Genomic DNA, 14,607 nt, shown 5'->3' with positions numbered 1-14,607 from the left:
ATTCGGGGCCTATCACGTGCCGTGAGGCTTGGCGAGGCCGCGCTAGCGCAACCCCGGTCTGCCAAAACGAGCAGGCCGGGCGTCTAGCCGGGCGTTTGCATGGGGGTCAGGGCGCGCGCCGCCTCCGCCGCTTCCTGGCGGCGGGCTTCAGGCAGGGCGATCAGACCGCGCTCGGCGAGATAGCCGAACGGCCCCCACGCGTCTTCGCTGGTCAGCTCCTCGACGAAAGCCTGCAGCCCCGGCGCGACGCCGTCATGCTGGTTCTTGACGTAGATAAACAGCGAACGCGAGCCGGGATAAACACCGTTGGAGATGTTCTCATAGGTGGGTTCGATCCCGTCGATTCGGGCGGCCTGAATGCGATCGCCATTCTGCTCCAGGAAGGAATAGCCAAATATCCCGAAAGCGGAGGGAGAATTGGCGAGGGTCTGGACGATCGTGTTGTCGTTTTCGCCCGCATCCACCCAGGCGCCATCCTCGCGAATGCGTGAGGCCAGACGCTCGAACATGTGCGCGTCGCTGTCAGAGAGCGCATCCAGACACGGAACCTGCTGGGCGCCCTCGATCATGTCGAGTTCGACAAAGGCGTCGCGCGTACCCGAGGTCGGCGGCGGGCCGAACACCTCGATGCGCAGGGCGGGCAGGTCCGGGGAGATGTCGGACCAGCGCTGGAAGGGGTTGGCGATGAAGGAGTCGCAGGAGAATCCGGAAATATCGCCATAGCTGCGGCCATCGATCAGCGCGCCGCGACCGTCAAACAGGGCTTCGCCCTCGGCGTTCACCGGCATGGGCGTTTCTGCAACCAGGGCCAGGAAGAGCTGGACGCGCTCGATGTCCATGGCGTCCGAAACGACGGAATTGCCCAGCACGATGCCGTCATATCCGATCGGAATTTCGGTGATGGCGACCACGCCATTGTCCTGGCACAGCTGGTACTCGGTCGCCTTGATCGGGCGTGATGCGCCGGTCAGGTCAGGAAAGCCCAAGCCCACACCGGCGCAGAACAAGTTCATCCCGCCCCCCGTGCCGGTTGATTCCACGACCGGCGTGGGGAAGGCGCTCTTGGCGCCGAAATTCTCCGCCACGGCCGTCGCGAACGGGAAGACCGTGGAGGACCCCACCATGCGCAGGCCCTCACGCCCGCCGACACCTGCGCCCAGAGTGGTCGCTTGTTGCGGCGTGGTCGCCACCGTCTCGACAGGCTCGTCCAGAAGGACAATCTCTTCCCGCGGTTCTCCGCAGGCGGCGAGAGCGAGCATCGCCAGTGCGATGAAACCGTGGTCGGCGCGCAGATAGGCCATGCGGGATCTCCCGGAACTTTCAGGGGTGGGCGGCGTTTGTTCTTTTAACGCGATGTGCGCGTCAATTGTATGACAGGCACGCGAGTTATTGGCCAGATCGCCAGACTGGCCAAGCTTTTCACCCCTGATTTCGGGCATGGAGCGTCATGTGCAAAACTTTTTTTTCAGGCTGATTGGTGTTCAGATGGTCTGGGAAATGAAATCGGGTCTCGGAAAAAATGTCGGGCGCGCGTTTTTTCGACTTTACATGCGAGGTCACAGGTACTAATTCGCGCCCTCCCGGCGGAGGCGACGCGCTCGATGCCGGATTGGGTTAACAACAAGCAGGGGGTTCCGTGAGTTGTCTCATTACCATACGCCCCTGGACCTGGTCCGCTCTCGGCCTGTCGAAGGCCCGGTCGCCTGCGCGCGGCCCGATCGACTGACGATTGCGGCATCCTGGTTCCAGAACAATTTTCCCGGCGAAGTTCTCTACGCGGTCAAGTCAAACCCGTCCGCGTGGGTGATCGATACCCTGTATGCCGCTGGCATGCGCTGGTTCGATGTGGCGTCGCTGAATGAAGTTGAGCTGATCGCATCCCGGTGTCCGGATGCGACCATGGCGTTCATGCATCCGGTGAAAAGCCGGCGCGCCATCAACAAGGCTTATTTCGACTACGGTGTGCGGATCTTCGTGCTCGACTGTGAAGCCGAGCTCGAGAAGATTCTTGTCGAAACCGGTTACGCCAAGGACCTGACCCTGGTGGTGCGGATCGCTGTCTCCAATGACGGTGCGACGCTGCCGCTGGCGGGCAAGTTCGGCGCATCCGAAGACGACGCCGTGGACCTGATCCAGCGCGCCCGCGTGTATGCGGACGAGCTGGGCGTGAGCTTCCATGTGGGCAGCCAGTGCATGGCGCCGAGCGCCTATCGGGGGGCCATGCTGGACGTGTCCCGCCTGATCAAGCGCGCGGCTGTCACCGTGGACATCGTGGATGTGGGCGGCGGCTTCCCCGTGGCCTATCCGGGCATGACCCCGCCGCCGCTGTCTGAGTATGTGGCCGCCATTGAAAACGCGTTCGAGGAAATGATGGTTCTCGAGAACGCCGATCTGTGGTGCGAGCCTGGCCGGGCGCTGTGCGCGGAATCCACCTCGATCCTGACCCGCGTCGAGTTGGTCAAGGGCGATCAGGTTTATCTCAATGACGGCGCTTACGGCACGCTGTTCGATCTGGTCCACATGAAGTGGCCCTATCCGATCCGCGTGCACCGGGCCAAGGGCGAACCCAGCGGTCAGACCGCCGGCTTCCGCCTGTACGGGCCGACCTGCGACGCCATTGATGCTGTCACCGCACCGGTTGAACTGCCGGTGGATCTGTCTGAAGGCGACGTGATCGAATTCGCGCTGCTGGGGGCATACGGCGTGGCCATGGCCACCCGGTTCAACGGCTTCGGAGAAGTGGAGACCGAGACGGTTTCCGATTTCCCGTGGGCGTCCGTCTATGACCGGCCTGTGGCCGATCAACCGGCGACCGCCGAAGACGAAACCGGACGTGTCGTCTCCTTCTCGCGCCTGAACCGGCGCCGTCGTAACCGTATCATGAAAAGGCGTTGAGGATGACTGACACCTCAAACCGCAAAGCCGAGTTGCTCTCCAGCCCGGTCGAACACATCGACATCTCCAGCTTCGATGGTCGCGTGATCATCGATGCGTGGGAGAAGATGAGCTTCACCTCCCGCGACGCGGCCCGCGCCGCGCGCATCCTGCAGGCTTCGCAAGAGGACAAGGACTGCGCCGTCATTCTGACGCTGGCGGGCTCCACCTCGGCGGGCGGCTGCATGCATGTGTGGCGCGACATGATCCGCAACAACATGGTCGACGCCGTGGTGGCCACGGGCGCGTCCATTGTGGACATGGATTTCTTCGAGGCGCTGGGCTTCAAGCACTACCAGGCCAAGGAAGTGCCGGATGACCGTGTGCTGCGCGATCTCTACATCGACCGCATCTACGACACCTATATCGACGAGGAAGACCTGCAGGCGTGCGACCATATCATTGGCGACATCGCTGACAGCCTTCCCGCCGGTCCGATCAGCTCGCGCGCCTTCATCAAGGCGATGGGCAAATGGCTCGCGGACGGCAACGCCAAGAAGGAAGGCTCTCTGATTGAAGAGTGCTATCGCCACGGCGTGCCGATCTTCGTGCCGGCGTTCTCCGATTGCTCGGCGGGCTTCGGTCTCGTCAAGCACCAGGTCAAGCGCATCAAGGCGGGCGAGGGCTATGTGTCCATCGACTCCGTGGCTGATTTCCGCGAACTGACCGACATCAAGATCAAGGCGGGCTCGACCGGCCTGTTCATGGTGGGCGGCGGCGTGCCGAAGAACTTTGCGCAGGACACCGTTGTCTGCGCCGAGATCCTCGGCCACGAAGACGTGGAAATGCACAAATATGCGGTGCAGATCACCGTGGCTGACGTGCGCGACGGCGCCTGTTCGTCCTCGACCCTGAAGGAGGCCTGCTCCTGGGGCAAGGTGGATGTGGCGCTCGAGCAGATGGTCTATGCCGAAGCCACTACGGTGGCGCCGGTGATCGTCTCTGACGTCTTCCATCGCGGCGCGTGGAAAGCGCGCCCCCGCCGTCGGTTCGCCGACCTTTTCAACGACGCTTTCTAGCAAGAACACACGGGAGTGAGCGCGGCGCATGCGCCGCGTTCCCACACGGAAGGACCTCTCATGGATGGACTGACCCTGGCGGACAACCCGCAATTTGACACCGCGTTCGAGCCGGTTGACGCCAACGCCAAGGACGATCTCGACCACTTCATCATGGTCGACGGCAAGCAGGTGGCGGGCCGCCACCTGATTATCGACCTGATGGGCGCGCGTCACCTGACCGACGAAGATCGCATCCAGCAGGCGTTCCGCGATTGCGTGACCGCGTGCGGCGCGACCCTGCTGCACATCCACACCCATGTGTTCGAGCCCAATGGCGGCGTGTCGGGCGTGGCGGTGCTGGCGGAAAGCCACATCTCGACCCACACCTGGCCCGAGCGCGACTATGCGGCGTTTGACGTGTTCATGTGTGGCGACGCCCAGCCGATCAAGGCGGTTGCGATCCTCAAGGCGGCTTTTGAAGCTGCAGAGGTGCGCGTCACCGAGATCCTGCGCGGCGAGGGCGCGTAAGCGCTTTTTCGCCGACAGGCTGAGACAAGGGAGCGGTTCTGCGAAGAACCGCTCCTTTTCACATTTTTCCTTGCCTTCATGCGGCGTGGACGCGAGTAAACCGGCGTCCCGCCCCCAGCGTTCCTGCACGCGCCTTCAGGAGAGTTTCATGACCGACACCCCCAAGCACACCTATCGCGACGCCAATGGCGATCTGTGGTTCCGGGAATCGTTGAGCGAGGGGATCGGCAACGGCCTGCGCATCGACAATCTTCTGTACGCCGAAGCCTCTGAAGTTCAGGACCTGATCGTGTTCGAGAACAACGAGAACGGTCGCGTGCTGGCGATTGACGGCCTGGTGCAGGTCTCCATGGCGGATGAGTTCATCTATCACGAGATGGTCTCCCACGTGCCGCTCCTGTCGCACGGCGCGGTCAAGCGCGTCCTGATCGTGGGCGGCGGCGATGGCGGCGCCATGCGCGAAATGCTCAAGCACAAGGGCGTTGAATCGATCACCCTCGTGGAGATCGACCCGGACGTGATCGAGTTCTCGAAAAAATGGTTCCCGGATGTCTCCCAGGGTTCGTTTGATGACCCGCGCGTCAATGTCGTGATTGCGGACGGCTCGAAATATGTCGAGGAGACCACCGAGACATTCGACCTCATCCTGATCGACTCCTCCGATCCGGTCGGGCCGAGCGCGGTGCTGTTCACCCGTGAATTCTACACCGCTTGCGCCAAGCTGCTGAATGAGGGCGGGGTCATCGTCACCCAGTCCGGTCTCGCCGCGATCCATCCCGAGCCGGTGAAATCCACCTCTGACAGCTTCGAGTCGCTGTTCAAGCATGCCGGATTTTACCTGATCTGCGTGCCGGCGTTTTCGGGTGGTTTCATGGCGCTGGGCTTCGCGACAAATGACGGCGCGACCTTTGATCGCGACATCGAGACCATCCGCGACCGCTTCAAGGCGCTCGATATCAAGACCAAGTATTACAGCCCCGAGATCCACAAGGGCAGCTTTGCCCTGCCGCCCTATATCGCCGAGAAAATCGCGTAGGGGCGGGCATCCCGATTGAAAGGCGGCGCAGGCGACTGCGCCGCTTTTTTTTATTATTGTCACTTCCCCTCTCCCCCTTGAACAAGGGGGAGAGGCAGGGTGAGGGGGTGCGCTTCAGCGTCTCTGGCGCTTGAAGTTTTGTTCGCCGTTCACCCCTCACCTAACCTCTCCCCTCAGAGAGGGGAGAGGGACAGCTATGAGCGTGTCTTGAAACGCTCACACCTACCCCTGCGACCGTTCGTCTTTTCCACTCACAGCCTCTTGTGTGCTGGATATGCAACACCTACTTCGAAGACTGACAGGGCGGTATGGGGATGCTTCCAAGAAGGTCGCCAACCCCGCCTGTCTCGCTGAACCTCAGGAGACATGAGTATGGACTTTGAAAAATTCACCGACCGGGCCCGCACCGTGCTGCAAGGCGCGCAGGGTCTGGCGCTCAAGAACAAGAACCAGCATTTCTCGCCCGAGCACCTGCTCAAGGCGCTCTTGGATGACGACCAGAAACTGACGGTCAATCTGATCAAGGCGGCGGGCGGTCGGCCGGATGTGGCCGCTGACCTGACCGAGCGGGCTCTGACCGCGCTTCCGAAAGTGGAAAGCGCGACGGGTCAGCTGTATCTGGCGCCCAAGACGGCCGAGGTGTTCTCCACCGCTGAGGAAGCCGCCAAGAAGGCCGGCGACGAGTACATCACCGCCGAGCGCATCCTGCAGGGGCTGACCCTGGTGAAGGGCCAGAAGGCCGAGGAAATCCTCAAGCAGGCTGGCGTGACGCCGCAGGCGCTCAACACCGCGGTCAATGATTTGCGGCAGGGCCGCACCGCGGACAGCCAGTCGGCGGAAGACAGCTATGAAGCGTTGAAGAAATACGCCCGCGACCTCACTGAGGTGGCGCGCGAAGGCAAGCTCGACCCGGTCATCGGACGGGACGAGGAGATCCGCCGTGCGGTTCAGGTGCTGTCGCGCCGGACCAAGAACAATCCGGTGCTGATCGGTGAGCCGGGCGTGGGTAAAACCGCGATCGCCGAAGGTCTCGCCCTGCGTATCGTCAATGGCGACGTGCCTGAAAGTCTCAAAGGCAAACGCCTTCTGGCGCTCGATATGGGCTCTCTCATTGCTGGCGCGAAATATCGCGGCGAGTTCGAAGAGCGCCTGAAATCGGTGCTCAACGAAGTCGAGGCGGCCGGCGGCAACATCATCCTCTTCATCGACGAGATGCACACGCTCGTGGGCGCGGGCAAGACCGATGGCGCGATGGATGCGTCCAACCTTCTCAAGCCCGCCCTGGCGCGCGGTGAGCTGCACTGTGTCGGCGCGACGACGCTTGATGAATACCGCAAGCATGTGGAGAAGGACGCCGCCCTGGCGCGGCGCTTCCAGCCGGTCTTCGTGGAAGAACCGACGGTGGAGGACACCATCTCCATCCTGCGTGGTCTGAAGGAGAAATACGAAGTGCACCACGGGGTGCGCATCGCGGACGGCGCGATCGTGGCGGCGGCGACCCTGTCGAACCGCTACATCACCGACCGGTTCCTGCCTGACAAGGCGATCGACCTGATGGACGAGGCGTCGGCCCGCTTGCGCATGCAGGTGGATTCAAAGCCCGAAGAGCTCGATGAGCTCGACCGCCGGATCATCCAGCTGAAGATTGAGGCCGAAGCGCTGAAGAAGGAAGGCGACGAGGCGTCCAAGAAGCGTCTTGAAAGCCTGAACAAGGAGCTGTCCGAGCTTGAAGGCCGGTCGGCCGAGCTGACCGCCGCCTGGCGTGCAGAAAAGGACAAGCTCGCTTCCTCGACCGAGCTCAAGGAACGGCTGGATCGCCTGCGGGCGGAACTCGCCGATGCGGAACGCCGCGGTGATCTCGGCAAGGCGTCCGAGCTCAAATACGGCCAGATCCCGCAAATCGAAAAACAGCTCAAGGACGCCGAAGACGCGTCTGACGGTGCGGCCAATGACTCCGCCCTCGTCAAAGAGGTCGTGGACGAAGAGCAGATCGCAGCCGTGGTCAGCCGCTGGACCGGCGTGCCTGTCGACAAGATGCTCGAGGGCGAGCGCGAGAAGCTTCTGGCCATGGAAGAGGGCCTGCGCAAGCGGGTCGTCGGTCAGGAAGAAGCGCTTGAAGCGGTGTCTGACGCCGTGCGCCGTTCGCGTGCGGGCCTGAAAGACCCCAGCCGTCCGATCGGCTCCTTCCTGTTCCTCGGCCCCACGGGCGTGGGCAAGACCGAGCTGACGAAAGCCTTGGCGGAGTTCCTGTTTGACGACGAAACCGCGGTCACCCGCATGGATATGTCCGAATACATGGAGAAACACTCCGTCGCCCGCCTGATCGGCGCCCCTCCGGGCTATGTCGGTTATGAGGAAGGCGGCGCGCTGACCGAAAGCGTGCGGCGCCGGCCCTATCAGGTCGTGCTGTTTGACGAGGTCGAGAAAGCGCACCCGGACGTCTTCAATGTGCTCTTGCAGGTGCTTGATGACGGGCGTCTGACTGATGGTCAGGGCCGCACGGTCGACTTCCGCAACACCATCCTGATCATGACCTCGAACCTTGGGTCCGAGTTCCTGCTGGCCGGTGATGTGGAAGCGGCGCGCGAGTCTGTGATGGATGTGGTGCGCGGTGCATTCCGGCCTGAATTCCTCAACCGGATCGACGAGATCATCCTGTTCCGTCGTCTGGAAGAGCAGCATATGGGCGCGATTGTCGACATCCAGCTCAAGCGGCTTGAAAAGCTGCTGGCCGATCGCCGGATGACGCTGGAGCTCGATGAGAGCGCGCGTCAGTGGCTCGCGACCAAAGGGTATGACCCTGCTTATGGCGCGCGTCCGCTCAAGCGTGTGATCCAGAAAGAGCTGCAGGACCCGCTGGCGCGGTTGATCCTGGAGGGCAGCCTGAATGATGGCGAAACCCTCAAGGTCTCAACTGAAGGCGATGCGCTGACGGTGAACGGCAAGGCCGTGAGCCGCAACGCCCAGCCGCCCAAGGCTGCGGTCATCCAGTAAGCCTTCTGCCCGGAGGGCGGGGCTTGTGTGAAACGGGGCGGAGCCACTGGCTCCGCCCCGTTTTGCGTCAGAGGGGTAAGGTCTAGCGCGACAGAACCGCCATGCCGCCTTCGGCATAGCGCGTGCCCTTTACGGCGTCCGGCGGCGTCGCCGCTTCCAGCGCCTGGATGTCGGCCTCGCTAAGTTTGATGTCGAGCGCCCTGGCGTTCTCCTCCAGTCGTTCGATCTTGCGCGTGCCTGGAATGGGCAGAACGCCATCCTTGGACAACAGCCAGGCAAGCGCGAGCTGGGCCGGGGTGACGTCGCGCTCGGACGCCATCTGCGCGATCAGGTCCGCCAGCGCGACATTGGCCGCGAGATTGTCGCCCTGGAAGCGCGGGAAATAGGCCAGTTTGCGCAGATCGCCATCCTCAAGATCGTCCGGGCTGCGGAAAGCGCCGGCCAGAAGCCCACGTCCCAGCGGGGAATAGGCCACAAAGGCTGCGCCAATCTCATGGCAGGCTTCAAGCGTTCCGTCGGTTTCCGGGTCGCGGGTGGTCAGGGAGTATTCCGATTGCAGGGCGCTGACCGGGAAGACGGCGTGTGCGCGTTTGAGCGTGCTGGCGCTCACTTCACTCAGGCCCGCTGCCCGGATCTTGCCCGCCTTGGCGAGATCGGCGAGCGCGCCCATGGAGTCCTCGATTGGCGTCTCCCCATCCAGACGGTGCAGGTAATACAGGTCGATCACTTCGACGCCGAGGCGTTTGAGCGAGGCGTCGCAGGCCGCCTTGATGTAGTCCGGCGAGGTGTCGATGGAGCGGGCGGCGGGCTCGTTATTGCGAATGATGCCGCACTTGGTGGCGAGGGTGACGGCGTCGCGTCGGGATTTCAGAAACTGGCCGACCAGCGTCTCATTGCGGCCTTCTCCATACATGTCGGCCGTGTCGAACAGCGTCACGCCCAGCTCGACCGCCCGCTCCATCACCTTCAATGATTGGGCGTCATCGGACGAGCCATAGAACTCGCTCATGCCCATGCAGCCCAGGCCGAGCCTGGCGACAGGTGTCGACAAGCCGGTGAGAGTCAGAGTTTTCATGGTATGCCTCAAAAGCAGAAAATGAGTGGTACGGTACCGTACCGTTTACAATGGGCGTCGAGAATGAACGGTTCAAGTGCGAAGCCGGAAAAAAGCGAGACGACCTCACAAGACGAGGTGACGGCGCGTTTGCTGGACGCCGCCCAGGCCCTGTTTGTGGCGCAGGGCGTGAATGCGGTGAGCATGGAGGCCGTGGCCAAGGCGGCGCGGGCGTCCAAGCGCACGCTCTATGCGCGCTTCCCGTCCAAGGCCGATCTGGTGGGCGCGGTGGCGGCGCGGCTTTATGAAGACTTGCGCCAGCGTCTGTCTGAATTGCCTGATGATCTTGAGCTGGAAGAGTTCTTGCGCGGATTTGCAGCCGGCGTGCTTGAGGCGCTGACCCAGGAGCAGATGAAGGGTTTCCTTCGACTGGTGATCAGCGAAGCGGTCATTCAGCCTGATTTTGCGCGCGCGGTTCTGGAGGCGGGCAAGCTGCCGGCGACCCAGGTTCTGGTGTCACGTCTGGAGGCGGAAAAGGCGCGCGGCGCGCTCAACCCGGACATGGACTCTGCGCTTGCCGCCCGCCAGTTCATGGGGCTCGTGAAAGAGCCCGTATTCTGGCCGGTGATGCTGGGCGCAGAGCCCTTGCCACAGGATGTTGTCATCGCCAATGCGGTGAGCCTGTTTCTGAAAGCCTATGCCGGCTCCTAGCGGCTCAGTCGCACATGCGGCTCGCCGTTTGACGTGCGGGCGGGTGAGACGCCGTCCCGGTCCAGGGTCACGCTGACGCGCTTTCTGAACGCGGAAAAGCTGTCGAACCGCACCACGTCGACAGGCTCGTCGAAATCGAAGCTGATCTCATAGAGCGCGCCGTCGCCCAGGCGTTTGACCGACAGGATTTCGCCGGTGAAGGGCTGGCCGAGATAGGTTCCCGAGCGCTGGTCGCCAATGCGATAGGGCTCGCTCGGCCGGTTTCCGGCCCGCGCATGAAGCGTGTTCCAGTCCCGATAGCCATTTTGCCGGGCAATCAGCTCAAGCGATTCAGAATGGGTGATGAAATCGCCATCGACCTCCAGCGCAGCGCGCAGGCGTTTAGCCTGAGCTTTCAGCTCGGCGAGATCGGGCAAAGTGAGGGTCGTCATGGTGTGCGCCTTTCATAAAGGCGGCCAAAATCGGCGGGGTCCGCATTGCCGCCGCGCCGCCAGAAAGCTGCACGACTGACAGACAAGATATGGAAGACTTCACCAGGGACAGTTGTCCTGCGGACGGCGAGCGCTTCCGGCTCGCAGTGCAAATAGGCGCAGCGCAGCGGAAAATCAAGCGCTGACAGGGCAGGGTGGTTTGACGGGTGCATTGGGCCATCCGCCGGAGAAATCGATCACAGCACCCGTCAGAAACCGGCTTTTGGCGATCGCCAGAAAGCCGATCAGCTCCTCGAACTCTTCAGGTTCGGCAAGCCGGCCTGCCGGTACAACATCCTGAATATAGGTGCGGCCTTCTTCCGTGCCCTCGTACAGGGCGGTTGGATAATAGGCGTCACTGCCAAAAAAATTCGGCGCAATAGCGTTCAGGGTGATCTGGTGCTGAGCAAGGTCGGCGGCCAGCGAACGCACCAGCGCATTGGCGGCGGACCGTGCGGCGTCGGGAAAGGCCCCGCCCGGATGCGGTACGCGCATGCGGTTGCAGGTCACCATCACAATGTTAGCCCCGCCCTGGGTCTTGAGCTGTGGCAGCGCCGCCTGGATCAGGCGGAAGGGGGCTTCGACCAGCTTGGCGTAATTGAGCTGAAGCGCTTCGATCGGCGCCTCCTCGGGTGCATAGGAGGGGGCGGGCGCAAAGTCATTACTGACAATGACAGGCAGGCTGTCGCATTCATTGGTGATGGTTGTGATGATGCGCTCTGGATCGGCCTCGATGATCGGGCGGATATGGCCGCGCCCGGCCTGGAACTTGGCCCAGACTGCTTCATCCTCGAACTGGCGGTCTTGCGCATAGACGGTGAAGCCGGCCTTCCACAAAGCCTGAACGGCGGCCGGTCCGGTATAGCCGGTCGCATTCGTCACCAAAGCAGCCTGAATCGTCATTTTGCGCATTCCCCCATGTGCTGCGCATGCGTTAACCTTAAAAAAAGCATGACCGCGATTGCACGCCAAGGTGAAAACAGCGCCGTGTAGGGTTTGCAGACACTGTTGCGTTGGTCGAATGGGGGAAGATCTGATGCCGTCTGCAACGCCATCTCCGGGCACGCCGTTATATTCAGACATTCTGGCCCGTGATGACCGCACGCCGTTCAACTCGGTTTTCGACTGGGAAGCGCAGGGCATGGCCCATCCTGTCCTCGTGAAGGGAGAGGGGCCCGGCATCATTCTGATGCATGAATTGCCGGGCTTTGTGCCCGAGTTCTGGCGTCTGGCGAACTGGCTGGTCGCTGCGGGTTTCCGGGTCTATGCGCCCGCACTTTACGATCATGCCGGCACGCCGCTGGAAGAGCTGGTCGAGGTTCATGGCAAGGTGGGCGGCATGGCCCGCGCTTGTGTCAGCCGGGAAATCCACCTGTTCACCCGATCGGGGGGCTCACCCGTTTCAGACTGGCTTCGCACCCTCGCCCGGGAGGTTCATGAAGAGTGCGGAGGTCCGGGCGTTGGTGCGGTCGGTCTGTGCCTGACGGGCAATTTCGCCTGGTCTGTAGCCGTGGATCCCAGCGTCATTGCAGCGGTCGCCGGCGAACCGGCCCTGCCGTTCAACGCGGCGGGCTCCATCCATCTCGATCCGGATGAGGCCCAGGCCCTGTCCCGGCGTGAGAACCTTGAGGTCATGGCCTTGCGCTTTGACGGCGATCCATCCTGCAAGGCGGCGCGTTTCGCCGCGTTACAGGATTTGCTGGGGGATCGGCTGGAAGCCCGGGTTCTGCCCGATGAGGCCAAGAACCCTGACGGCAATCCGTTCCCGCATGCGGTGCTGACCAAGGATCTGATCGCTGAAAACGGCCAGCCCACGCTGGAAGCGGCGCGGGATGTTCTGGCCTTTCTCAGTTATCGTTTGCAGACAGCGGCCTGATCGATCAGGCGTCGCCGGCGTTGTCCGCGGTCAGGATGGCGTCCTCTGAATCGCGGGTTTCAAGCGCAGGCGGTGCATTGTCACGCAGCTCGATCAGGGCGTCGCGGGCCGTCATGAAATCATCCAGCTCGCCCGCTTCAAGACGGCGACCGGTCGGCAGATCCAGACTCATCGGGTTGGTGGGATTGCCGTTCAGGTGCACTTCATAGTGAAGGTGCGGGCCGGTGGAGCGCCCGGTCGTGCCCACATAGGCGATAACCTGGCCTTGCTGAACGCGCGTTCCTGAGCGCACGCCGCTGGCGAAGCCCTGAAGGTGAGCGTAGGCGGTCTGGTAGCCGTTGGCGTGGCGGATCCGGACATAATTACCGAAGGAGCCAAAGCGGTTGGCGCGCTCGACAATGCCGGCCCCCGCAGCCATGACCGGCGTGCCGCGCGGCGCGGCGAAGTCGGTGCCGTTGTGCGGGCGGTTCCGGTTCAGGACCGGGTGAAAGCGCATGCCGAAGGAAGAGGAGATGCGGGCGCCGTTGATCGGCATGCGCATCAGGAGGCGCTGTGCGCTCTCGCCTTCGCCGGTGTAGTAACCGACTTCGCCATCTTCCATTTCATAGCGGAAGTATTCCAGCGGATCGCCGCGACCATCAAAGACCACATAGAGGATATTGCCGGTGCGCACGGTTTCGCCACGGCTGTTCACAAAGCGCTCGAAGACCACGTCGAACGGGTCGCCTGGCTGAACGGTGCGGAAGTCGACAGCGAAACCGAGAATATTGGCCAGCTCGAAGACGACGCGGTCGGTCGCGCCCAGCTCAATCGCGGACAGATACAGGCTCGAGCTGACCTCGCCGGTCACGCGAACGACTTCGCGGCGCAGGCTGGCGGTGGCTTCACGGGCATGGAACTGGCCCTGGCCGTCACGCGATACCGTGAGCGTGCGCTCCTGGTCCGGGCGGAAAGAGAAGCCTGCAAGACGGGTGGTGGACACCGAGGAGTCCGAATCGAAGGCGTGCTGGATCTCGTATGGCGCAGGGGTCTCGAAATACAGGGTCAGGTCCTGTCCGGCGCGCAGCAGGCGCGCGGAATACAGCGGGTCGAGCGCATTGATGGCGCGGGCGGCGTCCACACGATCCGCGCCGGCGTCTGACAGGACGCTGGCGAAGGTCTGTCCGCGCTGCACCGTCACATCGACGCTGTGAACTTCAGGACGTTTGTTCGGATTGGTGAACAGGGCGTGCTCGGTCATCGCCGTGGTCTGGGGCGCATCGAGCGCTTCCAGCGGCGACAGGACAGCGGCTTCAGTCTCCTCCAGCGGGGCGTCGACGGCTTCGTCCATCATCTCCGTCTGGGCTTGAGCCATCAGTCGCGGGTCGCTCTGGTCACGGCTGATCAGAAAGCCGACCGTCAGCAGCAGGGCTGCGCCGACCGCGATAAAAAAGACCAAAGAGCGTGAACGCCGGGCGTCGGCCAAGTGCACATCAAATCCGGACATGTACGCAGATCATCCCTCATTGCTCCCCACCAGCTGGGGAATGCTAGCGCGCCTGAAACGCATCTGGAAGTGCCGTTTACTGCAATCTTCGTTCCAGTCCGGCGGGGCGCCCGGCGTAAAACCGGGCTAAGGGTTACCCATATGTTTCGATCTAGGATGCATCGCTTAACAGGATGCAAAGATGCTGCGTGGTTTTTCAACCCGTGTGGCTTCAGGGAAGGTGTTGTCCATGAAAGGTATTTTGATTGCGATCCTTGTGATGGGCGCGCTTCTGGCGGCATCGGTCTGGGTGTCAGTCTCCGTGTGGACGAGCATGGATGGCGGCGAGATCGCCTTTTCCATGAGCTGGCATGGCTGGCTCGCGCTGACACTGGGCGTGGTTCTGACCACGGCGCTGGGCATTGGTCTGATGGCGCTGGTGTTCCATTCCAGTCGCAGCGGTCATGACGATCTGGATGACGACGCCTGATTTTGGCGCAGCCCGTTAACCCTTTTCCAGTCGAGAATCGTATTAAGC

The 14,607-nt window shown here is 62.5% G+C and carries 13 protein-coding genes; 8 read left to right on the top strand and 5 right to left on the bottom strand.

Going from position 1 to position 14,607, the window contains the following annotated elements; all coding sequences use genetic code 11:
- Window positions 1-83 precede the first annotated feature (83 nt).
- On the bottom strand, window positions 84-1,301 hold the full coding sequence (locus ACFELO_RS11655; protein ID WP_440957931.1) for a substrate-binding domain-containing protein: 1,218 nt from the start codon (window positions 1,299-1,301) through the stop codon (window positions 84-86).
- A 340-nt stretch (window positions 1,302-1,641) separates the two neighbouring features.
- On the opposite strand from ACFELO_RS11655, the gene ACFELO_RS11650 reads away from it, so the two are divergent.
- The 5 genes from ACFELO_RS11650 to clpB all read left to right on the top strand — a co-directional run bounded on the left by ACFELO_RS11650 (window position 1,642) and on the right by clpB (window position 8,493).
- Window positions 1,642-2,895 carry a type III PLP-dependent enzyme gene (locus ACFELO_RS11650; protein ID WP_440957930.1) on the top strand — a complete coding sequence of 418 codons (1,254 nt, stop codon included), beginning with the start codon at window positions 1,642-1,644 and terminating at the stop codon, window positions 2,893-2,895.
- Between the two features lie 2 nt (window positions 2,896-2,897).
- Complete coding sequence (locus tag ACFELO_RS11645; protein ID WP_440957929.1) at window positions 2,898-3,953, top strand: 1,9-bis(guanidino)-5-aza-nonane synthase; 1,056 nt, start codon at window positions 2,898-2,900, stop codon at window positions 3,951-3,953.
- 60 nt (window positions 3,954-4,013) lie between these two features.
- Window positions 4,014-4,463, top strand: a complete 450-nt coding sequence (gene speD / locus ACFELO_RS11640) for an adenosylmethionine decarboxylase (protein ID WP_440957928.1) — start codon at window positions 4,014-4,016, stop codon at window positions 4,461-4,463.
- Between the two features lie 148 nt (window positions 4,464-4,611).
- Window positions 4,612-5,499, top strand: coding sequence for a polyamine aminopropyltransferase (speE, locus tag ACFELO_RS11635; RefSeq protein WP_440957927.1), 888 nt, complete (start codon window positions 4,612-4,614; stop codon window positions 5,497-5,499).
- Window positions 5,500-5,871: 372 nt separating this feature from the next.
- The gene (gene clpB / locus ACFELO_RS11630; RefSeq protein ID WP_440957926.1) at window positions 5,872-8,493 is read left to right on the top strand and encodes an ATP-dependent chaperone ClpB; all 2,622 of its coding nucleotides are present in this window, start codon (window positions 5,872-5,874) and stop codon (window positions 8,491-8,493) included.
- An 82-nt stretch (window positions 8,494-8,575) separates the two neighbouring features.
- Here clpB and ACFELO_RS11625 read toward each other — a convergent pair whose 3' ends face one another.
- Entirely contained in the window at window positions 8,576-9,568 is a 993-nt protein-coding gene (locus ACFELO_RS11625; protein WP_440957925.1) for an aldo/keto reductase, read from the bottom strand.
- A gap of 63 nt (window positions 9,569-9,631) precedes the next feature.
- Between ACFELO_RS11625 and ACFELO_RS11620 the strand changes: the two genes are divergently transcribed.
- The gene (locus tag ACFELO_RS11620) at window positions 9,632-10,258 is read left to right on the top strand and encodes a TetR/AcrR family transcriptional regulator (protein WP_440957924.1); all 627 of its coding nucleotides are present in this window, start codon (window positions 9,632-9,634) and stop codon (window positions 10,256-10,258) included.
- Here the strand turns inward: ACFELO_RS11620 and ACFELO_RS11615 are convergent.
- Entirely contained in the window at window positions 10,255-10,689 is a 435-nt protein-coding gene (locus ACFELO_RS11615; RefSeq protein WP_440957923.1) for a glyoxalase superfamily protein, read from the bottom strand. The two genes, ACFELO_RS11620 and ACFELO_RS11615, sit on opposite strands and share 4 nt — an antisense overlap.
- A 174-nt stretch (window positions 10,690-10,863) precedes the next feature.
- On the bottom strand, window positions 10,864-11,631 hold the full coding sequence (locus ACFELO_RS11610; protein WP_440957922.1) for an SDR family oxidoreductase: 768 nt from the start codon (window positions 11,629-11,631) through the stop codon (window positions 10,864-10,866).
- A gap of 133 nt (window positions 11,632-11,764) precedes the next feature.
- Between ACFELO_RS11610 and ACFELO_RS11605 the strand changes: the two genes are divergently transcribed.
- Entirely contained in the window at window positions 11,765-12,604 is an 840-nt protein-coding gene (locus tag ACFELO_RS11605) for a dienelactone hydrolase family protein (protein WP_440957921.1), read from the top strand.
- A 4-nt stretch (window positions 12,605-12,608) separates the two neighbouring features.
- Here the strand turns inward: ACFELO_RS11605 and ACFELO_RS11600 are convergent, their stop codons facing one another.
- Window positions 12,609-14,090, bottom strand: coding sequence for a peptidoglycan DD-metalloendopeptidase family protein (locus ACFELO_RS11600; RefSeq protein WP_440957920.1), 1,482 nt, complete (start codon window positions 14,088-14,090; stop codon window positions 12,609-12,611).
- A gap of 229 nt (window positions 14,091-14,319) precedes the next feature.
- Between ACFELO_RS11600 and ACFELO_RS11595 the strand changes: the two genes are divergently transcribed.
- Window positions 14,320-14,559, top strand: a complete 240-nt coding sequence (locus ACFELO_RS11595) for a hypothetical protein (RefSeq protein ID WP_440957919.1) — start codon at window positions 14,320-14,322, stop codon at window positions 14,557-14,559.
- Window positions 14,560-14,607 lie beyond the last annotated feature (48 nt).

This window comes from Oceanicaulis sp. LC35 (genome assembly GCF_052055585.1).
GTDB lineage: Bacteria > Pseudomonadota > Alphaproteobacteria > Caulobacterales > Maricaulaceae > Oceanicaulis.
Note: the sequence above shows the minus strand (reverse complement) of the source record. Positions and strands in the feature narration are given on the sequence as shown.